The sequence below is a fragment of the Megasphaera sp. DISK 18 genome, assembly GCF_001682955.1.
GTDB lineage: Bacteria > Bacillota > Negativicutes > Veillonellales > Megasphaeraceae > Megasphaera > Megasphaera massiliensis.
Genome location: NZ_LUGJ01000024.1, coordinates 1 through 21,586, shown reverse-complemented (window position 1 = coordinate 21,586; position 21,586 = coordinate 1). Strand labels below are relative to the sequence as shown.

Genomic DNA, 21,586 nt, shown 5'->3' with positions numbered 1-21,586 from the left:
AATTATTTTCACGAACTTATATAATAAGGGCATCAAAGATAGTACTCCAAGGCATTTACAGAGAAAGAGGTTGTGAATATGACAAAACAAGCAGATGTCGTCGTAATCGGCGGCGGTATTACCGGCACAGCCATTTTGCACGAATTATCCAAGTATAATCTTCGCGCCGTTCTGGTTGAACAGGAACCGGAATTAGCAGCCGGTACGACAAAAGGCAATAGTGCCATTCTTCACGCAGGGTTCGATGCTCCTACGGGCAGCATGAAAGCTTTGATGAATGTTGAAGGCAATGCGATGTACCATGAATTAAAGGATGAATTAGATTTGGAAATTCGTTGGTCCGGGTCATATGTAGCAGCTCTCGACGATGAACAGATGGAAGTCCTTAAAGAACTCCTCGCCCGGGGCCAGGCTAACGGCGTTCCCGGTTTGAAAATCGTCAGCGGCGATGAAATGCGCGAAGAAGAACCGAATGTCAGTAAAGACATCAAAGCGGCTCTCTTTGCCCCGACAGCCGGCATCTGCTGGCCCTTCGGCTTGGCGTTGGCCTTTGCGGAAAATGCCGTCATCAACGGTGCCGAAGTCATCCGTGACTGTAAGGTTACGGACATCGTCGTAGAAGGCGGTGCCGTAAAGGCCGTTGAAACGGATAAAGGCACGATTGAAACGAAGTACGTCATCAATGCTGCCGGCGTCCATGCCGACGATATCAGCCGTCTGGCCGGTGACGACAGCTTTACGATTAAACCGCGCCGCGGCGAATATATTCTCTTCGACAAGACAGCTCAGAAAGATTTGGTTTACTCGCCTATTTTCCCGACGCCGACTAAGATGGGCAAGGGGATTTTGGTCTGTGCTACGACGCACGGCAACGTATTCGTAGGGCCTAACGCCCAGGATCTGCCGGAAGATGACAAGGATGATACAGCCGTTACCATTCCCGGCATGGACGAAATTCTGGACAAAGCCCGCCGCTTAGTCCCCAATATCCCGGTCGGTGCTACGATTACCGAATTTTCCGGTGTCCGCGCCGTTTCCAATACGGGCGACTTTATCGTCGGACCTTCGGAAAAGACGACGGGACTGCTCCATGCTGCCGGCATCCAGTCGCCGGGCCTTACGTCGGCGCCGGCCATTGCCAAAAAGCTGGTGGACCTCATCGTATCTGAAACGGGTGCTTCGGCTAAGTCCGATTATAAAAAAGGCCGTCCGGCCCAGCCCTGCTTCCGCATGATGCTCGATGCGGACCAAAAAGCCCTTATCGCTAAAGATCCTCGTTACGGCCGCGTCATCTGTCGCTGTGAAACGATTACGGAAGGCGAAATCGTCGATGCCATCCATCGTCCTGTCGGGGCCCGCACTGTGGACGGTGTCAAACGCCGTACTCGTGCAGGCATGGGCCGCTGCCAAGGCGGTTTCTGCGGACCTCGTGTAACTCAGATTTTGGCCCGTGAATTGAACATCCCGGTTACGGAAGTCCGGAAAGAAATGCGTAATTCTTATATGTTCTATAATAAAGAAAGCGGAGGTAAGGCATAATGGGTGAACAACTTTATGATATTATCATCGTTGGCGGCGGCCCGGCAGGCCTGTCTGCTGCATATAGCGCCTGGCAGAACGGCGCGAAAGAAATCCTCGTTCTCGAACGTGACCGTGAAGCCGGCGGCATTCTTCAGCAGTGCATTCACAATGGCTTCGGTCTCCATCATTTTAAAGAAGAATTGACCGGTCCCGGGTATGCCCAGCGCTGTTATGATTTGGTCAAAGATAAACCGGAAATCAAAATCCTCGTCGATACGATGGTCTTAAACATCGGTCAGGATAAAACCGTTACCGCCGTCAGCCCGGAACACGGTCTGATGAAAGTAAAGGGCAAGACGATCATCCTTACCATGGGCTGCCGTGAACGGACGCGTGGTGCTATCCGCATTCCCGGTTATCGTCCGGCCGGCGTTTTCACCGCCGGTGCTGCCCAGCGTATGGTCAATATGGAAGGCTACTTGCCGGGCAAAAAAATCGTCATCCTCGGCAGTGGTGATATCGGCTTGATCATGGCTCGCCGTATGACCTTGGAAGGGTGTAAAGTGCAGGCCGTTTTGGAAATCTGCCCCTTCTCCAACGGTCTTACTCGAAACATGGTTCAATGCCTCTATGACTATGATATTCCCCTGTATCTGTCGCATACGATTACGGCTATTCACGGGAAAGATCGGGTCAGCGGTATTACGGCAGCCAAAGTCGACGATCATATGAAACCGATTCCGGGTACGGAATTCGATATCGACTGCGATACCCTGCTGTTGTCTGTCGGCCTCATTCCGGAAAATGAATTGTCCCGCGGCCTCGGCATCGCTATGCATCCCTTGACCAACGGACCGATCGTCGACCAGCATCGTGAAACGAGCATCCCCGGCATCTTTGCAGCCGGCAATGTCGTCCACGTCCACGACTTAGTCGACTTCGTATCGGAAGAAGCGGAAATCGCCGGTAAGTATGCCGCCCTGAAGGCTCAGGAACAGCTTCCGGAAGATATTGCCGACATCGCTGTTGAAGCCGTTGACGAAGTCAGAACCTGCGTTCCCCAGCATGTCCGCGCTACGGCTGAAGGGGAAACGATTCGACTCTTCATGCGTGTCCGCAAACCGATGAAAAAAGTTCGCCTTACCGTGAAAAGCGGTGACGATACGCTGCTGACGAAAGTCCTCCCCGTTGCCAAACCGAGTGAAATGATTGCCGTCAACGTACCGGCTGCCAAGGCGAAAGGTCATCATGCGGATTGGACTGTTTCCGTAAAGGAGGAAGCATAATATGAGCGTAGAAACGAAACAATTAAACTGCATCAACTGCCCTATGGGCTGCTTGCTTACGGTTACCTTGGAAGACGGTAAAGTGACGAACGTCACCGGCAACACCTGTCCTCGCGGCGAAACGTATGCCCACCAGGAATTGACCGATCCCCAGCGCATGCTGACGTCGACGGTCAGCATCGAAGGCGGCGAACTTCCGCTCCTGCCGGTCGTATCCAAGACGACCTTGCCGAAAGGGAAAATTCTCGACTGTGCCATGGCCTTGCGCAGCGTCCATGTCAAGGCTCCGGTCAAGACGGGCGACGTCATCGTCAAAGACATCTTAGGCCTCGGCGTCGATATCGTAGCCAGCCGCGATATGTAAGCGTATAAAACAACATCAAAATATCCTCTCTCTGTATATACGACAAACGCCCGCCAAGGAATTTCCTTGGCGGGCGTTTTACATATATAAATCATTAATAGCGACAGAAAGGGATTAGTCCCAGCCTAATTTGCGGCGTTTTTCTTCGATGTCGGCGACAATCTGTTTTGCCAGTGCCTTGGGATCGACGTTGACCGTCATGACCGAACCGAGGGTTTCTTTGGTATCGCGCTTTAAGAAGTTTTCGACGTTCGTCGAACCTTGGACCGGCGGTTCGACGCAGTGATAGGAATTGATGCCGAACAGGCGGAAGGCCAAAGAGGCATCGAGGCCTTTTTCATTGGACCATTCCGGGCTGGCAAAGCCGTAGGGCATGTCCTTGATGTCATGGCCGGCAGCCTGGGCGATACCGCCTAAGACGACGGATGCGCGGGTGTTGTCGACGCATTCACCCATGTGCCATACGGGCGGCAGCTTGCCGCCGAGGAATTTCTGCAGGGAGTCACCGGCTTTGACGGCGCCGTCTTTACTGCAGAAGCCGAGTTTCAAGAGCGGGAAGGAAGCACAGCCGTTGGTGAACAGGAGAATGTTGTTTTTCAGGAGTTCTTCGGCCACGTCGACGACGGCCCGTTCGTAAACGACACGGGGGTTGTTGCAGCCGACGATGTTGACGATCCCTTTGATCTGCCCGCTCTTAAGGGCATCGGCAAAGGGGCCGAAACCGTTGAATTCTTCGGCAATGTTTTCAGCATTGAAGCCGACATCGGCCGTGACTTCGTAAGACGGAATGAAGACCGGCACGTCGCGGCGGGCTTCGAAGCTTTCGATGCCCCGGGTGACGATTTTTCTGGCTAATTTTTCCGTATCTTCGATGTTGGAATGGTGATGGTCGTAGGCGTAGTGTTCGGCACCGGGCAGGCGTGCGGAATCACTGGTCGTGACGACGGTCGTCTTGAAGCAGCGGGCGACGTCCATAATGGACGGGAAAACATCCTGTACGTCGGCAACCCACAAGTCGAGGGCACCCGTCCCGAGAACGAGTTCGGCCCCGACGGCATTGGACAGGGGGATGACCCCTTCATAGCGGTACATGGCGGCCAGGCAGGAACAGCAGACGCCGTAGAATTGGATGCCCTTGGCACCGTGCGCCTTGGCCAGGTCGATGAATTCCTGGGTGCGGCCGATGCGGACGATTTCACTGACCAAGGTCGGAAGATGGCCGTGAACGGCGATATTGACATAGCCTTTTTTCAGCGCGCCGATATTTACTTTTGAAGTAGCCCGATGGCCGATGCCGAAGACGACGTCTGTGGCGATGTTGGCAGCGACGACGCCGGTAAAGCAGAAAGCAAGTCCGCAGCGCAGGAACTGTTTCATGATGCTCTGCCAATCTCCGTCCGTACCGACGCCGGTGCGGTGATAGGCGTCAAAGACTTCATTGTAAGCACTGATGGGGATGATGTCGAGGTCGTTCCAAACTTTTTGCCGTTCAGCAGGAGCCATGGCTTTGATCGTTTCATAGTCATCCGGTGTCGGGCGGGAGAGGTCGGCCAGGAGGACGTCGGCCAATTTGCCGGCCAAGGCTTTGACATCGTCTGTGTCATCGGGAATGCCGAAGGCTTTGCAGACCTGATGCAGTTTTTCAACGCCGAGAATGGGGAGGTTCAACCGCCCTTCGGAGATGAATTTCAAGGTCAGCAAGACTTCACGGGCATGCGCCCCGTGCTAGGCTACACCGGCAGCGGCACTGCGCAGGATATTGCGCGATACGATGAGGTCGGCATCGGCACCGCAGACGCCGAGGGGAGTCTTAGGCGTAATCTTACAGGGACCCATATTGCAGTTTTTACAGCATACGCCAGCAAGGCCGAAGGTACACTGCGGTTTTTGCTGGTCGAAGCGGTCAAAGGTCGTGTCACAGCCAATCTGTTCCATGCGCAGCAGCATTTCTCGTACGGCCGGGTCCGGCGTATGATCCAGGACATCCTGCTTGGAGGCAAAGGTCTTGCGGTATTCGGCAACGGCCTTCATGTAGTCATTGACGCCGCCGTGAACGTGGGGATGGTTGTGATCGTGGGGATGGACATGGTCGGCCAGACAGTCATGATCATGGTCGTGATGGTGGTCATGATGATGGTCGTGATCATGATGATGATGATGGTCGTGATCATGATGGTGGTCGTGATGGTGGTCATGATCATGATCATGTTTATGTTCATGATGGTCGTGGTGTTTATGTTCCTTTTCCAATTCTTCTTCGGACATGAGGACACTCCCCTTCTAAAAATAAAAAATATATAATAAACACTTTCATTTAATAAAGCAAATATCGACTTTGCCTAATGAAAAAATGAACTGCCTTCAATTATAAAAGCAGTTCATTTTTTTGGCAAGATGGTGTTGGCTAGTTTTTTTAGAAATTTATTTTACTTTTTGCTGGATGAAGCCCGGCGTCGTGAGGTAACGGTCGCCGTTATCCGGCAGGAAGGCTACGATGGTTTTACCGGCATTTTCCGGACGTTTGGCAACTTCCGAGGCGGCAAAGAGGGCAGCACCGCCGGAGATACCGATGAGGAGACCTTCCGCTTCGGTGAATTTCTGAGCCGTTTCAAAGGCCTGTTCGTTGCTGACCGTGAAGACTTCATCGTAAATCTTCGTATCGAGGGTTTCCGGAACGAAGTTAGCACCGATGCCCTGGATTTTATGCGGGCCGGCATGGCCTTCGGAGAGGAGCGGAGAATCCTTCGGTTCGATAGCGATAATCTTGACCGACGGTTTCTTTTCTTTGAGATACTGGCCGACGCCGGAAATGGTGCCGCCTGTACCGATGCCGGCCAAGAAGATGTCGACAGCGCCGTCGGTGTCTTCATAGATTTCCGGGCCTGTCGTCAGGCGATGAATTTCCGGATTGACGGGGTTCGTGAACTGGCTGGGAATGAAGGAGTCGGGAATTTCTTTGGCTAATTCGTTGGCTTTGTCAACGGCACCCTGCATGCCCGTTTTCCCCGGAGTCAAGACGATTTCAGCACCATAAGCGGAGATGAGGTTGCGGCGTTCGACGGACATCGTTTCCGGCATGGTGAAGATGGCACGATAGCCTTTGGCGGCGGCGACGGCAGCCAGACCGATACCGGTATTGCCGCTGGTCGGTTCGATGATGACCGAACCTTTCTTAAGGACGCCTTTCTTTTCAGCGTCTTCGATCATGGCTTTGGCGATACGGTCTTTGGCAGAACCGGCCGGGTTAAAGGCATCGAGTTTAACGAGCAGATTGGCGGAAATGCCGGCGGCACTGTTGTAGCGTTCCGGTTTCAAAATCGGTGTGTTGCCGACTAACTGTAACATAGACGTGTAAATTTTACTCATGATACATCTCTCCTTTTCGTATGGATTCATCCCCCGATGAATGCAATTGTATAAACAGTAAATGATAAGCTATACCGAATGGGTATATATTATATGTAAGCCTGTGCCGGGAAAAATTTCCTGTACAGGGGAACAACAAAGACAGAGGACTATTTAAGAGGCCTCATTTGGTTGGGACATCGCTCATCCTGCCGCTGGTCGATCAGTTCGAGGCGATGCTCTAAGAGCATGACCTGGCGCTTGAGGGCTACAATCTGATCTTCGATGGGGTCAGGCAGGCGATTGTGATTGAGGTCGACGTCGCGTTCGCTGTGGCTGGCTTTGAGGTGCTTGCCCTTTTGAACGACGACCCGTCCGGGAATACCAACGACGGTCGAGTGCGGTGGAACGGCTTTGAGGACGACGGAGCCGGCCCCGATTTTTGCGCCTTCACCGACGGTAAAAGAACCGAGGACTTTGGCCCCGCAGGCGACGACGACGTAGTCGCCGATGGTCGGATGGCGTTTTCCTTTTTCTTTACCGGTACCGCCGAGGGTTACGCCCTGATAGAGGGATACGTTGTTGCCGATGATCGTCGTCTCGCCGATGACAATTCCCATGCCATGGTCGATAAAAAGTCCTTCACCGATTTGAGCACCGGGATGAATTTCGATTCCCGTAAAGAAGCGGGAGATGGTGGAAATAATTCGGGCCGTGACGAACCATTGGCGGCGGTAAAAGAAGTGAGCCAGGCGGTAAGCCCAAATGGCATGAAGGCCGGAATAACAGAGCAAGACTTCGAGCGTATTTTTGGCCGCCGGGTCGCGGTCCTTAATGACGCGAATGTCGTTGCGAAGTGATTTGAACATGGCTGGGCGCCCTCCTGTAGTCTGAAAAAATGAATAAAAAAAAGACCTCGTCATACAGAGACGATGGTCCGTGGTTCCCCTCTGATTGCAGTACGAAGACTGCCACTCAATACCCATAACGGCGGCAACCGAGATGACCTACTGTTAAGTTCAATCATCCTGCTCTTGAAGGCATTCCATCACAGTTGACTTTGATAAGGGCTTTCAGCCAATGACCCCTACTCTCTGTACCGTTTCCTGTGTGTACTTGTTTCAATCATTGCATTTATGTCTTTGGTTTGAGAACATAATACGCCTTCGCTTTCCGTTTGTCAATAGAATTTTTGTAAAAAGATGACAAATTTGGTGATTTATTAAAAATGACGATGATGAACCTGTTTTTTTCTCCGTTTAGGGAGGAGAAAAATGGCCTCGCTGCGGGGAAGGACGGCTGGCACGATGTACATCGAGAGCGCATATATGGTATAATAAAGACTATGCATAATGATTTATCAACCGATAAAGGAGGTTATATTATATGAGCACGCAGATTACCTATTTAAATCATAGTGGCTTTTCTGTTGAGACTGATTCCAAGGTTCTGGTCTTTGATTATTACAAAGATCCGTCAGGAACGGTCAAGGCTTACAGCCAAATCCGTCGGAAACCGGTCTGGTTTTTCGTTACGCACTGGCATGACGACCACTTTAACGGCCGCATTGCCGACTTCGACGGCGACCAGTACATTATCAATGAAGACGTGCCTTTGAAACGAGACGGCCTCAAGGCGGTTCATGCCATGAAGCTCTATGATACGCTGACCCTTGGCGATACGAAGATCACCCAATTCGGATCGACCGACGAAGGAGGATCGTTCCTCGTCGAAACAGACGGCTTGAAGATTTTCCATGCCGGGGACTTGAATTGGTGGCACTGGCTTGGCGACACCGATGAAAACAATGCTGAAGCCAAAGCCAATTTCGAACGAGAAATGAAGCATTTAGTGGGTCGGACCTTCGACATCACCTTTTTCCCTGTTGACGCCCGCTTAGAAGGGGCTCGTGAATGGGGCGTCAAAGCATTTTTAAAGGATGTTTCCGTAACCAAGTGTCTCATTCCCATGCATTATTTTGGAACGCCGTGGACGCCGTCTGATGAATTTAAAAAGGCTTACGACGTGCCCTTATGGATTCCCAAGCACGATGGGGATGACCTCATCATCGATAAATAGGAGGTATTATGGCGAGTAACACAAATGGCGGAAGACGGAGCCAGATTGCCAATTATATCCTGATTATAGCCGCAATCGTTCTCTTATTGTCCTATCCGTTCCAAGACTTTTTTGCAGGCGGCCTCTTGACTCATTTAGCGGGAGCGGCCCTTATCGGGGGCCTTGCCGACTGGTATGCGGTTACGGCGCTGTTTCGGCGCCCCTTGGGCATTTCCTTTAAGACCGCTTTGATTCCCAATAGTAAGGAACGGATTGCCGAAATGGCGCGGCACATGATTGAATCGGAGATTTTGACCGTTTCCAATATGTATAATGTCCTCAAACGCCATCCTATTTTAGGGGCGACGCTGGACTATCTCCATACGGAAAAGGGATTCCAATCGGCAGAGCGCATCTTCGGCCAAATTTTAAACACCTTTTTATACACCGTCGACATGAAGACCGTCGTCAAGGCCTTTGCCGGCATCGGCGGATCGGCCGTCGAAAAAATCGATTTGGCGCCGGTCATGAGCAAGGCGATTCAAGCCAGCCTTCGCGGTGAATCGGGCAAGGATTTTCTCGATTTTATGATCTTTGCCTTGGAACAAGTCGTGAAGAGTGATACGACAAAAGGCTATATCGGCGAAATCTATGAAGAGTCCCTGCGGCAGTATGCCAAGCACAACATCTTATTGGGATGGGCTATTAAAGCGGCCATTAAAATGGAAGTCTTTCAGCCGAGCCATGTTGCCGGTTTGCTGCAGGAAAAATGCCTGGCTCTTTTGGAAGAAACCAAAGAGGAAAACTCCCTTCAGCGCCAGCAGGCTCTCCACTACTTGTGGAAGCAGGCTGAACACATCGAAATCAATGAAGAATGGAGTCAGCGCATCGATGCCTATAAAGATAAGATGTATAATCATTTGATGCTGCGGCCGGATACCGAGGAAGCTTGGCAGCGTTACGTCCAGAATCCGGACAATCAGAAGCGCTTCTGTACGGCAGCGGCAGAATTTGTCGTCCAAAAACTGGAAGGCTGGCACCAAAATCCGGAGCAGGTCGAACAGATCAACCGCCAGGCCCTGGCTTTTGCTGCCCGCGAACTGAAGCGGCTCCAGGTTTGGTTCGGTAAGACGGCTGAAGCTGAAATCCTTAAATATGACGGAACTTATCTTGCAGAACAACTGGAAAACAGTGTCTGGTATGACTTGCAGATGATTCGCGTCAACGGCTCCCTCGTCGGCGCCGTCTTAGGGGCCGTCATATACCTTGCTATGTACGCCATGAAAGGAGGGGCTATCTTATGACTTACCGACAGCGTGCCAATCTCATTTTAGGCTTGTCGTTCGTCGCCTTCATTGCCATCTTCTTTTGGTGGTACACCCACGACGTATCGGTTTGGGAAGAGCTCTTGTTCTTCGTTATCCAATCAGCCCTCATCGGCAGTATTGCTGACTGGTTTGCCGTTACGGCCCTCTTTGAAAAACCCTTGGGATTTCCCTATCATACAGAGCTCTTGTATCGCCATCGCGACCGCATCATTGACGGGATTGCCCGATTGATATCGGAAAAGCTGCTCCAGCCCGACATGTGGAAGGATAAGCTCTATCAAATTTCCTTTATGGATAAAGCCGTCGACTGGCTGCGCGGCCCTCAGGGGCGGGAAAAACTCCGTACGGGGCTCTATGAAGTCGCTCAACGGGCCCATCAGCATATTCAGCGCGGCGAAACGCAGACGGCCATAGCCGGGCACCTGCGCATGTATTTGAAGCGCCAGCCTTTGGTAAGCTTCTTGGAAGACCGCCTCGTTTCGCTGCTCGAAGATCCGACGAGCCCCATGTTCCAGGACCTGATCAATCTCGTTCGCCGCGTCGTCAACAGCGAAGATTTTGACAAACTGTTGGAACGGCTCATCATCCAGTGGCGCGAAGAATCGCAGCACTCCTCGATGTCCAGCATTACCTTGACTAAGGTTCTCGGTATCGTCGATACTCAGCGGATCGCCAAGGATATAAAACTGGGTATCGTCAACTGGCTCGACCAATGGGAACATGCTGAAGGCGAACAGCGGGAATGGCTGTGCCGAAAAGTGGAAATCCTGCTCTATTCGATGAATGGTCAGCTATCCTTTGGGGTACAGAATTGGCAGAATGAATTCGTCGATGCCCTGCCTATCGAGCAGTGGCTGACAGACATCGAACATTCGACGAAAGACTATTTCATGACCGGCGAACAGGGCCGGGAAGAATTGAAAGATTTACTGGAAGAACAGTTCATCCACTACCTCGAATACTGCCGGTCCTATCCGGAAATTAAAGAATGGCTTGATGAACAGATCCGCCGGGCCTTCAACGTCATCTTGGAACATGAACATTCCCTCATTGCCGTTGCTGTCCGAGACGTCTTGTCCGGTTTCGATAAAAATCGGTTCAACCAGTTCTTGGAAAGTAAGGTCGGCGAAGACCTGGCTTGGATTCGTATCAATGGTGCCATCGTCGGCGCCTCCATCGGTCTTTGCGTCTTTGGCATCTTGAAAATCTATCAGTTTACCCTCGTGCCGTTCCTGCGGGGCCTCTTTCTGTAATCAGGTTCTCTGGAATTGCTCGTTTTGCGTTGTGCCCGTCCTTTTAACAGGACGGGCTGTCTTATGAGGATGAATACATGGAGTATAATCAGATAACCCCTGCAGTCATAACGGCCTTACAGGCCATTGTAGGTGAAAAATATGTTTGGACCGATGAAGATAAACGGATTCCCTACGGTCGCGATGAAGGCACCTTTGCGGTGCCTTTTCTGCCCGATGCCGTCATCTTACCGGCAACGGCGGAGGAACTGGCTGCTGTTGTCACTTTGGCCAATGAGGCCGTCATTCCCGTCATTCCCAGAGGGACCGGGACGGGCCTTGAAGGCGGCGCCCTTGTCGACGGCCGCGGCGGCATTATAGTCAGTACGGAGCGGATGAACCGCATTTTGGAAATCAATGAAGAGGCTATGTACATGGTAGTAGAAGCCGGCGTCATTACCGAGACGATACAAAAGGAAGCCGGTAAAAGGGGCCTTCTCTATGCCGGTGACCCGTGCAGCGGTGACAGCTGCTGCATCGGCGGCAACGGGGCCACCAATGCCGGCGGTAACCGGGCCGTGAAGTATGGGACGACGAGAGACCAAATCTATGCTCTTGAAGTCGTCACGCCGACCGGGAAAATTGCTAATCTCGGTAAGCGCCTCCATAAGATGACGGCCGGCTACCCCTTGGAAAAAATCGTCGTCGGTTCTGAAGGGACGCTGGGCATTATTACGAAACTGACCTTAAAGCTTGTGCCCTTGCCAAGGGCGACGGCACACGTCCTGGCCGTCTTTCCATCGGCCGAACAGGCCTTATCGCTGGTGACGGCGCTCCCCAAGGCCGGTATTACGCCGACGTGTTTGGAATTTATGGATTACGATGTCATCGAAGTCGTCGGGGCATGGCTCGATGAAAAACAGAACTGCCCTGAAGGCGGAGCCTATATGATTATCCAGCTTGACAGTCAAAGTGAAGACGGCCTTGACGATGACTGTATGAATCTCGATGACATCTGCCGATCTCTCGGGGCTGTCGAAGTCTTCATGGCCGATGCCGAAAAAGTTTGGAAGGCCCGCAAGGCCTTTACCGAAGCGTCGGCTGCGGACTGCCCGGTCGCCGCTATGGAAGACTTCGTCGTACCGCCGGATAAACTATTGTCCTTCATGAACGAGTTGAAGGCCATCGGTGAAGCGACGGGCGTCGTATTCCGCGGTGTCAGCCATGCCGGAGACGGCAATATTCACTTGGACCTCCTGCGTCGGAGCTTTGCAGATGAGGCCGATGAAGGAGGTCGTATTGCGGCTTTTGAAGATAAGGCCTGTGAAGCAGCCTATCGTCTGGGCGGCGCTGTTTCCGGCGAACACGGTATCGGTCAGGCCCGGAAAGCTTTATTTGCAAAATATACTGACCCCGTCGAGTTGGAATTGATGAAAGCCTTGAAACAGGCTTGGGACCCGAAGGGGATTTTAAATCCCGGAAAGATTTTTGATTGAGGTGCGTGACTATGGAATCGATATGTAATGACTGTCCTCGGCGCTGCGGTGTCGTCCGCAGCCTCCTTTGGAATGAGAAGGGAATGCCCGGCTTTTGCCATTCGCCTCTCCAGCCCGTCGTGGCCAGAGCGGCCCTGCATCGATGGGAGGAACCGTGCATCAGCGGGACACGCGGGTCGGGAACGGTCTTTTTTACGAGCTGTAATCTGCGCTGCTGCTTCTGCCAAAATTCCATCATCTCCATGGGACGAAAGGGAGTTCCGATTACGCCCGGAAGGCTTCGGGAAATCTATGGTGAGCTCATTGAAAAGGGGGCCCATAACATCAACCTGGTGACGCCGACGCCATATACCTCTGCCATTTTAGAGAGCTTGGCAGATCCCTTGCCGGTGCCCGTCGTCTATAACTGCGGCGGTTATGAATCGATAGATACCATCGATCGATTTAAAGATAAGGTGCAGATTTATTTGCCGGACTTTAAATACCTCGATTCAGCCTTAGCCGGACGCTACAGCGGTGCTGCGGACTACCCGCAGGTCGCAGCCGAAGCCATTCTTCGCATGTATGACCAGGTAGGTCCTTACGAACTCGATGACGACGGAATTTTGAAAAAAGGCGTCATCATCCGCCACCTCATCCTTCCCGGCTGTGTCGACAATACGAAAGCCGTCATCGATTGGGTGCGGAACCATTTCGACGACGGCCAGGTCTTATTCAGTTTGATGCGCCAATACGTGCCTTGCGGCCGGGCGGGAGACTATCCGGAAATCAACCGTCCCTTGACCGATGAAGAGTACGATGAGGCGGAACAGTATCTCTTTGACAGCGGTATTGAAGACGGATTTGTTCAGGAAAAAGAGAGCGCCAGCGATGACTTCATTCCCGATTTTGACGGAACCGGCGTTATCTGACGATCTCGGTATCGATAAAAATGTATATAAAAAAGACTGTCCCGGCAGCTGCCTGAGAGCATGTACATCTCAGGCGCTGTCACAGGGGCAGTCTTTTTATATGGTCTTAGTGTTGATCGACGGTCAATTCTTTAAAGCGTTTGGCAATCGGATCGGATTTAACTAATTCTTCGAGGTGTTTCAATTCTTCAGCTTCTACCGTTTCAGACGTATCGTAGCTGGGCGGTACGGTCTTTGCCAATTCAAGGCATTTCCGTGCAGAGGCTACGCTGACGATGATGACCAAGATGGCCATGATAGCCGATACGCCGAAGAGGAGCCATTCCTGCTTGGGCAGGTAGATGTTGAACATATTGAGGTAATCAGCCCAGAAGATGACGACGGTCAGGAAAACCCAGGGGATGACCGTGACCCAGGCGAAGCGGGCCTTACCCATAGCACAGATGACAACGGTCGAGATAGCCAGGGTGATGATGGCCAAGAGCTGGTTCGATACACCGAATATCGGCCAAATCGTAGACAGGTTGCCTTGGAGTACGATGTAACCCCATGCGCCGGAGATCAGAGCCGAGGCGACGATGCCGCCGGGGAGCCAATGGGGATCGCCGAACTTCGGCCATACGCGGCCGATGAGTTCCTGGAGCATGTAACGGCCGACACGAGTACCGGCGTCGATGATGGTCATGATGAACAGGGCTTCAAACATGATGCAGAAGTGATACCAGTAGTTCATCAGGTGGTCAAGACCGGGGATGTTGGAGAAGATGAAAGCCATGCCGACAGCCAGCGAAACGGCGCCGCCGGGACGATGAGCTACGTCTTCGCCGACCATGGCGTTCAACTGAGGCAGGTCGACGACCTGGATGCCCAGGGCCTGGAAGTGTTCAGCTGTCGAGTTGATGGCGAAGTAGTCGTTCGGGATGAGGGAGCAGGCTGCGATAAGGGCCATCATGCCGACGAAGGATTCGGTCAGCATGGCGCCGTAGCCTACGGGGAGAATGGAGCGTTCGTTCATCAGCATCTTCGGCGTCGTACCGGTCGAAATCATGCAGTGGAAGCCGGAGATGGCACCGCAGGCGATGGTGATGAAGATATACGGAAGGACCGGACCGGTGATGACCGGGCCGCCGCCGGCGACAAACTGAGTCATAGCCGGCATCTGAATCGTAGGTCCGACGATGATGATACCGAGGGCCAGAGCACCGATGGTACCGATTTTCATGTACGTCGAGAGGTAGTCACGCGGAGCCAGGAGCAGCCATACGGGAAGAGCAGCAGCTACGAAGCCGTAGATGATGAGGGCGATGGAAATGCCCTTAGCATTGATCGTGAACAGGGGAGCCAGTGTCGGCGAAGCCGATACGGACGGGCCGAGAATGACGGCGAGAAGTGTCAATGCTACGCCGATGACCGTACCTTCTTTGATGTGGCCCGGGCGCAGGAACTGCATGTAGACGCCGACGAAAATAGCGATAGGAATGGTCATGCCGATCGTGAAAGTACCCCAAGGGCTGTCGTGAAGGGCATTGACGATGACGACGGCCATGCCGGCCATAGCCAGGATGTTGAGGAACAAGACGGCAAAGGATGTTGCCAGGCCGACTTTGTCACCAATCTGAGCTTTGGCGATTTCGGCAATGGATTTGCCGTCATAGCGCATGGACGCAAAGAGGATGACCATGTCATGGACGGCACCGGCGAGGACACCGCCGATGAGAATCCACAGGGCGCCCGGTAAGTAACCGAACTGAGCTGCGATGACCGGGCCTACGAGGGGGCCGGCGCCGGCGATAGCCGCGAAGTGATGGCCGAAGACGACGTACTTATTGGTCGGCACGTAGTCATGACCGTCTTCAAAACGGAAAGCCGGTGTAACCTTATACTGGTTAACGGTCAGTACTTTTGCGGCAATAAAAGCACCATAGAAACGGTAAGCCAGCACAAATATTAATGCAGAAATGATAACTAAAAACAAACCATTCATAAAAAATTCCCTCCTTATCATATTTATTTCGTGAAGCGCTGGACGCTTACAAAACAGGCGTTGTATAGGTACGAAATATAAAGCTGATGCCATGCTTTTGATGGGGGTATGGATCTCATCACTTTTGCCGCAGGTGCTTTGATGAGGAATATTATAATCGGATGCAACGCCACATCCTCAGTCCATCCAAGTAAAACGTTTTTGTTACAATTCTGTTGACTTTTTGTCGTTTATAAATATCACATAACGATTTTACTATACACCTACTATAGTTTAAAGAAGTAAAAATAGCAAGTTACTTATGGTAAAGTTTACGATATATATATGAAAAAAACTCATGACGTACTGAATAAAATAATTTGTGGAGGGGTATTTCCTTAATATATAACGGAAATTGTTAAATAAAAAAGGCACTATCTATGAAGATAGTGCCTTTGATGCAGTTGATTAATGATGAGCGACAGACATTTCTTGGAAACGCTGAGCTGCTTTATCAGTTTTTACCAGTTCCTGGAGGTGTTTCAGTTCTTCCGTTTCAACGATTTCCGAAGTGTCATAGTTGGCAGGGACCGTCTTTGCTAAGTAGATGCACTTGCGAACGGCGCCGACGGCAACGATGATGACCAACAGGGCCATGATGATGGAAACGGTGAACATCGTCCATTCACCCTTCGGAAGGTAAATTTCGAAGATGTTGAGATAGTCAGCCCAGAAGATCATGACCATCAGGAAAGCCCAGGGGATGGCCGTAACCCAAAGGTAACGAGCTTTGCCCATGGAGCAGAGGACGACCGACGAAATCGAAAGGGCGATGATAGCGAGGAGCTGGTTCGATACGCCGAAGATCGGCCAGATGGTGGACAGGTTGCCGTTGAGGACTAAATAACCCCAAGCCCCGCAGATCAAAGCGGAAGCGATGATGGCGCCGGGTTTCCAGTTCGGATCGCCGAACTTAGGCCATACGCGGCCGACGAGTTCCTGAAGCATATAACGGCCGACACGAGTACCGGCATCGATGATGGTCATGATGAATAAGGCTTCGAACATGATGCAGAAGTGGTACCAGTAGTTCATGAGGTGATCGAGGCCGGGCAGGTTAGAGAAGATATAAGCCATGCCGACAGCCAGGGAAACGGCGCCGCCCGGACGATGGGCGACATCTTCACCGACCATGTTGCTCAGGTGCGGCAGGTCGACGACTTGAATGCCCAGGGCCTGGAAATGAGCGGCCGAAGAGTTGATGGCAAAGTAATCATTCGGTACCAGCGAGCAGGCTGCGATTAAAGCCATCATGGCAACGAACGATTCCGTAACCATAGCGCCATAGCCGACGGGCAGGATGGAGCGTTCGTTCATCAGCATTTTCGGCGTCGTGCCCGTTGCAATCATGCAGTGGAAACCGGAGATAGCGCCGCAGGCGATGGTAACGAAGATATACGGTAAGACAGCACCGGTGATGACCGGGCCGCCGCCAGCCGTAAACTGGGTCATAGCCGGCATCTGAATGTTCGGCCCGACGATGATGATGCCCAGGGCCAAGGCGCCGATGGTACCGATTTTCATGTACGTCGAGAGGTAGTCACGCGGTGCCAGGAGCAGCCATACCGGAAGGGCAGCTGCGATGAAGCCGTAGATGATGAGGGCGATGGAGATGCCCGTAGCATTGATGGTAAAGAGGGGAGCCAAGGTCGGCGAAGCCTGGACGGCAGGGCCGGCGACGACGGCCAGCAAGGTCAAGACGACGCCGATGATGGTGCCTTCCTTAATTTTGCCGGGACGCAGGAACTGCATGTAGATACCGACGAAGATGGCGATAGGAATGGTCATGCCGATGGTGAATGTACCCCAAGGGCTGTCGTGCAGGGCGTTGGCGATGACGACGGCCATGCCGGCCATGCAGAGGATATTGAGGAACAAGACGGCAAAGGACGTTGCCAAGCCTGTTTTGTCACCGATCTGGGCTTTGGCGATTTCGGCAATGGACTTGCCGTCGTACCGCATGGAGCAGAAGAGGATGACCATATCGTGGACGGCACCGGCGAGGACGCCGCCGATGAGAATCCATAAGGCACCGGGCAGGTAGCCGAACTGGGCTGCGATGACCGGACCGACCAGCGGGCCGGCACCGGCGATGGCTGCGAAATGGTGGCCGAAGACGACGTATTTGTTCGTCGGTACATAGTCGTGACCGTCTTCGAAACGGAAGGCCGGTGTGACTTTGTACTGGTTCAGGGTCAATACCTTGGCGGCGATGAAAGCGCCGTAAAAACGGTAAGCCAGTACGAACACTAAGGCAGAAATAATGACGAGATATAAACCGTTCATACAAAAAGAACCTCCTTTGAATTTTGTGTGCCTATATTTTTATCCGTTATAAAGCAACATAATGCCGAATTTGATGAATTGGAAAAAAGTAAATGGCACGTTGAAATTTTTTGCTATCTCTGTAGCTCTCTCATTATATATCCTTTTGGATTAAAAACAAGATTCTCCTTGGGAATAAATAACTATTCTTGATGACCTAAAAGACATGATGAAATTACGATATCGTATATTTGAATTTTTTATACCATATATTGATTTCTATTTGGATCGATAAACTATATATTGATTAAATTTACTAAAAGTGATTTGTGACGAAACCTACATATGTATTTTTCATATGTATTGCGAACCAAATCGGCCAGTGGGAGTGGACTTTTCATAAGCAAGGGACAATGCTATAATAACCATAGTTTTTGAACTTATTATCATATATTATAGGAGGTTTTAGAATGTCTAAATCTGAATACACCCTGGTTTTGCCGGCTTTTACCATCGGGATACATGCCTATGATGCCATCGGTAAGATCACCAAACACTTTGGGAAAAAAGTCGTCATCATCGGCGGTAAGACGGCTCTGTCCAAGGCTAAACAGCCGCTCCTCGATGCCATTGCCAAAACGGATCTCGAAGTCCTCGACGTATTGTGGTATGGCGACGATGCCACCTTTGAACACGTCGATCGCCTGCTGAAAGAAAAAGCCGTTCAAGATGCAGATCTCGTTTTCGGTGTCGGCGGCGGCCGGGCCATCGATACGGGGAAGGTCGTTGCCGATAAGGCCGATAAAGCCTTTTTTGCTTTCCCGACCCTGGCGTCTAACTGCGCTCCGTCGACGGCTATTTCCGTCATGTACAAGGAAGATAAGTCCTTCGCCGGCTATTATTACCTCGATCAGCCGCCGGTTCACACCTTCATCAATATGGCTGTCATTGCTGATTCTCCCTTTAAATTCTTCTGGGCCGGCATTGGCGATGCTATGAGTAAGGAATGTGAATCGGAACTGGCCAGCCGGGCTGCAGAACACTTCCATACCGTTCTCTTGGGCCGGGCTATCGGAAAGACTTGTACGGAACCGCTTCTCCAGTATGGGGAAAAGGCACTGGCAGACTTCAAGGCCAGCCAGATTACGTATGAACTGCAGCAGGTCGTCTTAGACATCATTATCAGCACGGGCCTCGTTTCCAACTGCACGACAGGCGGTGAAGAATACTATTATAATTCGTCCTTGGCGCACATGTTCTACAATGCCTCGACGGTCCTTCCCCAGGTTGTCGAAGGCCATCTTCACGGCGAAACCGTTTCCTTCGGTGTCTTAGTCCTCTTGACCTACGATAAACAGTTTGAACTGCGGGATAAGGTCGCTGCTTTCTATAAAAAATGCAATTACCCGACGACCCTGGCAGCCTTAGACATCAAGGCCGATGAAATCGACGCCGTCGTCGATGCCGCTCCGGCTCTGCGCGAATGGACCTGCGTTCCCACGCCGATGACCAAGGATGCTTTTAAACAGGCTATTCTCGATACCGATGAATTCGGTAAGTCATTATAAGCAACATTTCGTATATGCACATCGTTTGTCATAGGAGATATTCCGGCATGGTGAGACGATGACTGTCTTTTATGGAGGAAGTATGGATCCTGTATTAGAACAAATTATTAAGGCCATTGAGCCGATGGATCTGGCTAAGGCTGCGGAGTGCTACCAGCGCTTGGCCAGCCTGACAATTCGCCAGGACAGCAAATTATCGTACCTGGCGGGCCGCATTGCCGGCGTGCAGCAGACCCTTCATCCGGAAACGCTGCAGAAGGCCATTGCAATCTTTGCTGCCGACCATGCCGTCGACGGCGGGGAAAATAAGACCCAGGGCAAGACCAGTAAGGCCGATGCTTTAGAAATTGCAGGAGGCCGCGGGGCTATCAATAAGGTGGCTCACCGTATCGGAGCCGGTGTCATGCTCCTCGACATGGGCCTTGAAGATGACTTGGCCGAATCGCAGGGGGTCCAAAATCTGAAAGTCATGCACGGCAGCCATTTTTGGGCTCGCCGGGACGCTATGAGTGAAGATGAAATGATGGATGCCCTGTTCAGCGGTCTGCAGCTTGGCGAGAACCTGGCTGAAGAAGGATATACGGCCGTCGGCCTCGGCAATATCGGCGAACGGGCTCTCCTCACAGCTTTTATCATAACGGCGGCCTTTTTCCGCGGTCAATTGGAAGACCTTCCGGCGTCTATGACGTCCGGCAAAAAGTTGGATTCGCTGAAACGCGTCATGGAGGAAATGAATTTCGACCCGGAAAATCCTTTGGATTTGCTGCGCCGCGCCGGATCGCCCGACATTGCGGCCATGGTAGGGTGCATTTTATCGGCAGCTCGGTGTAAAATGCTCGTCGTCTTTGACAATGCCGTGACCGGGGCGGCCGTCCTCTTGGCTCGCGCCTTGTGCCCGACGGTTGAGGACTATGTTTGCCCGTCGGCTCAATACCAGGAACCGGTCCATCAGATGCAGATGAAGAAACTAGGACTGAAACCCTTCGTTGAACTCGAACAGAATCTCGACCAGGGAATGGGCTCAGCCATGGGGCTGACCATGCTCGATGCCGCTGTCCAAATGATGAACGATAATTTGAAGTAAGGAGTCCCACGATGAAAACTCTACATCTCGACTGTTTTTCAGGTATCAGCGGCAATATGTTCGTTGGCATGCTCGTCCAGGCAGGGGTCCCATTTGAAGCCTTTCAAAAGGCCATGGCCTCGCTTCAGCTCACGGGATATGAACTCCTGTGCCGCAGTGAGAATAAGGGCGGCGTGCAGGCCGTTTATTATAATGTAATATTAGATGATGAAAAGCACGATGGCCACCATGATCACGAACATCACAATCACGATGATCATGACCACCATGACCATCATGACCACCATGATCATGATGATCACGGCCATGAACACCATCACGACGCTTCCGGCCACCTCGTCGATATGACCGGTCACCATCATCACCACCACCATCGCGGCCTGGCAGAGATTACGCAGATTATCGAAGGGTCGCCCTTGGCAGAAGGGATAAAAACCAAGAGCCTGGCCGTCTTTCAGGCCTTAGCTGAAGCGGAAGCCAAGGTACACGGCGTATCGGTAGAGGAAATTCATTTTCATGAAGTTGGCGCCATCGACTGCATCTTGGACATCGTCGGTACCGTTTGGTGTCTGAACTACTTGGGCATCGAACAGATCAGTACCTCGTCTCTTCATGCAGGAAGCGGCTTTGTCCGCTGCGCCCACGGCATCATGCCTGTGCCGGCGCCGGCCACAGCGGAACTTTTGTCCGGTATTCCCTGGTATTCGACGGATATCAAAGGTGAATTGGTTACGCCGACGGGAGCTGCCTTGGTGAAGGTCTTAGCTCATGCAGGGAAAAGACCGGCTGACTTCATCTACCATACCGTAGCCTATGGTGCCGGAACCAAAAACTTGGCAACGCCCAATGTCCTGCGCGGGTTTATTGGTGAAGCGTCACCGTTGTAACCGAGAAACTTTCTGATTGTTCCTGTAAAGGGCTGCTTTTTGAGCCGCCTTTTGCAGGGCGTCAGATTTTTTAGAATCGAAAACGTTCTTGACAATCCTTTGGCTCTGTGTTAAACTGATTAAGCACTTGTGATTTGTAAAAAATATTTACAAAAGGTGCCGACAAGTCTCCCCGTTTCGGTGAGATAAGTCAAATTTCATGCGGAAGTAGCTCAGTG

Annotated in this window: 15 protein-coding genes, 1 pseudogene and 1 other annotated feature; of the genes and pseudogenes, 11 read left to right on the top strand and 5 right to left on the bottom strand. The window is 51.8% G+C overall.

Annotation, left to right across the window (positions count from 1 at the left end; translation table 11 throughout):
* The first annotated feature begins 78 nt into the window (after positions 1–78).
* From A0U42_RS05910 to A0U42_RS05900, 3 genes are read left to right on the top strand one after another with little or no spacing between them, the layout of a single operon-like run.
* Positions 79–1,539 (top strand): NAD(P)/FAD-dependent oxidoreductase, encoded by a 1,461-nt coding sequence (locus tag A0U42_RS05910; protein ID WP_065360248.1) that lies wholly within the window; start codon positions 79–81, stop codon positions 1,537–1,539.
* Positions 1,539–2,807, top strand: coding sequence for an NAD(P)/FAD-dependent oxidoreductase (locus A0U42_RS05905; protein ID WP_044502934.1), 1,269 nt, complete (start codon positions 1,539–1,541; stop codon positions 2,805–2,807). The genes A0U42_RS05910 and A0U42_RS05905 overlap by 1 nt, the downstream gene beginning before the upstream one ends.
* Position 2,808: 1 nt before the next feature.
* Complete coding sequence (locus A0U42_RS05900) at positions 2,809–3,171, top strand: DUF1667 domain-containing protein (RefSeq protein ID WP_065360247.1); 363 nt, start codon at positions 2,809–2,811, stop codon at positions 3,169–3,171.
* A 114-nt stretch (positions 3,172–3,285) separates the two neighbouring features.
* Here the strand turns inward: A0U42_RS05900 and cooS are convergent.
* From cooS to cysE, 3 genes and pseudogenes are all read right to left on the bottom strand, one after another.
* A pseudogene (cooS, locus tag A0U42_RS05895) lies at positions 3,286–5,436 on the bottom strand (anaerobic carbon-monoxide dehydrogenase catalytic subunit).
* Positions 5,437–5,592: 156 nt separating this feature from the next.
* Complete coding sequence (gene cysK / locus A0U42_RS05890; protein ID WP_065360246.1) at positions 5,593–6,537, bottom strand: cysteine synthase A; 945 nt, start codon at positions 6,535–6,537, stop codon at positions 5,593–5,595.
* Positions 6,538–6,686: 149 nt separating this feature from the next.
* The gene (gene cysE, locus A0U42_RS05885; RefSeq protein ID WP_071822268.1) at positions 6,687–7,439 is read right to left on the bottom strand and encodes a serine O-acetyltransferase; all 753 of its coding nucleotides are present in this window, start codon (positions 7,437–7,439) and stop codon (positions 6,687–6,689) included.
* Positions 7,439–7,654: a binding site (T-box leader), on the bottom strand. (Overlaps the previous gene by 1 nt.)
* A 248-nt stretch (positions 7,655–7,902) precedes the next feature.
* On the opposite strand from cysE, the gene A0U42_RS05880 reads away from it, so the two are divergent.
* The 5 genes from A0U42_RS05880 (at position 7,903) to A0U42_RS05860 (ending at position 13,541) form a co-directional block, all read left to right on the top strand.
* A complete protein-coding gene (locus A0U42_RS05880; protein WP_044502928.1) occupies positions 7,903–8,595 on the top strand; it encodes an MBL fold metallo-hydrolase in 693 nt (230 codons plus the stop codon).
* An 8-nt stretch (positions 8,596–8,603) separates the two neighbouring features.
* Positions 8,604–9,878 carry a DUF445 domain-containing protein gene (locus tag A0U42_RS05875; RefSeq protein WP_044502927.1) on the top strand — a complete coding sequence of 425 codons (1,275 nt, stop codon included), beginning with the start codon at positions 8,604–8,606 and terminating at the stop codon, positions 9,876–9,878.
* On the top strand, positions 9,875–11,155 hold the full coding sequence (locus tag A0U42_RS05870; protein ID WP_065360245.1) for a DUF445 domain-containing protein: 1,281 nt from the start codon (positions 9,875–9,877) through the stop codon (positions 11,153–11,155). Before A0U42_RS05875 ends, A0U42_RS05870 begins: the two co-directional genes overlap by 4 nt.
* 77 nt (positions 11,156–11,232) lie before the next feature.
* On the top strand, positions 11,233–12,630 hold the full coding sequence (locus A0U42_RS05865; RefSeq protein WP_065360244.1) for an FAD-binding oxidoreductase: 1,398 nt from the start codon (positions 11,233–11,235) through the stop codon (positions 12,628–12,630).
* Positions 12,631–12,641: 11 nt separating this feature from the next.
* The gene (locus A0U42_RS05860) at positions 12,642–13,541 is read left to right on the top strand and encodes a radical SAM protein (protein WP_065360243.1); all 900 of its coding nucleotides are present in this window, start codon (positions 12,642–12,644) and stop codon (positions 13,539–13,541) included.
* A gap of 106 nt (positions 13,542–13,647) precedes the next feature.
* On the opposite strand, the gene A0U42_RS05855 is transcribed toward A0U42_RS05860, so the two are convergent.
* Positions 13,648–15,525 (bottom strand): carbon starvation protein A, encoded by a 1,878-nt coding sequence (locus tag A0U42_RS05855; protein WP_065360242.1) that lies wholly within the window; start codon positions 15,523–15,525, stop codon positions 13,648–13,650.
* 447 nt (positions 15,526–15,972) lie between these two features.
* The gene (locus tag A0U42_RS05850; RefSeq protein WP_044502922.1) at positions 15,973–17,850 is read right to left on the bottom strand and encodes a carbon starvation protein A; all 1,878 of its coding nucleotides are present in this window, start codon (positions 17,848–17,850) and stop codon (positions 15,973–15,975) included.
* 449 nt (positions 17,851–18,299) lie between these two features.
* Between A0U42_RS05850 and A0U42_RS05845 the strand changes: the two genes are divergently transcribed.
* The 3 genes from A0U42_RS05845 (at position 18,300) to A0U42_RS05835 (ending at position 21,368) form a co-directional block, all read left to right on the top strand.
* Complete coding sequence (locus A0U42_RS05845) at positions 18,300–19,397, top strand: iron-containing alcohol dehydrogenase family protein (protein WP_065360241.1); 1,098 nt, start codon at positions 18,300–18,302, stop codon at positions 19,395–19,397.
* Between the two features lie 82 nt (positions 19,398–19,479).
* Entirely contained in the window at positions 19,480–20,481 is a 1,002-nt protein-coding gene (locus tag A0U42_RS05840; protein ID WP_065360240.1) for a nicotinate-nucleotide--dimethylbenzimidazole phosphoribosyltransferase, read from the top strand.
* Positions 20,482–20,492: 11 nt separating this feature from the next.
* Positions 20,493–21,368, top strand: a complete 876-nt coding sequence (locus A0U42_RS05835) for a LarC family nickel insertion protein (protein ID WP_065360239.1) — start codon at positions 20,493–20,495, stop codon at positions 21,366–21,368.
* Positions 21,369–21,586: the final 218 nt, after the last annotated feature.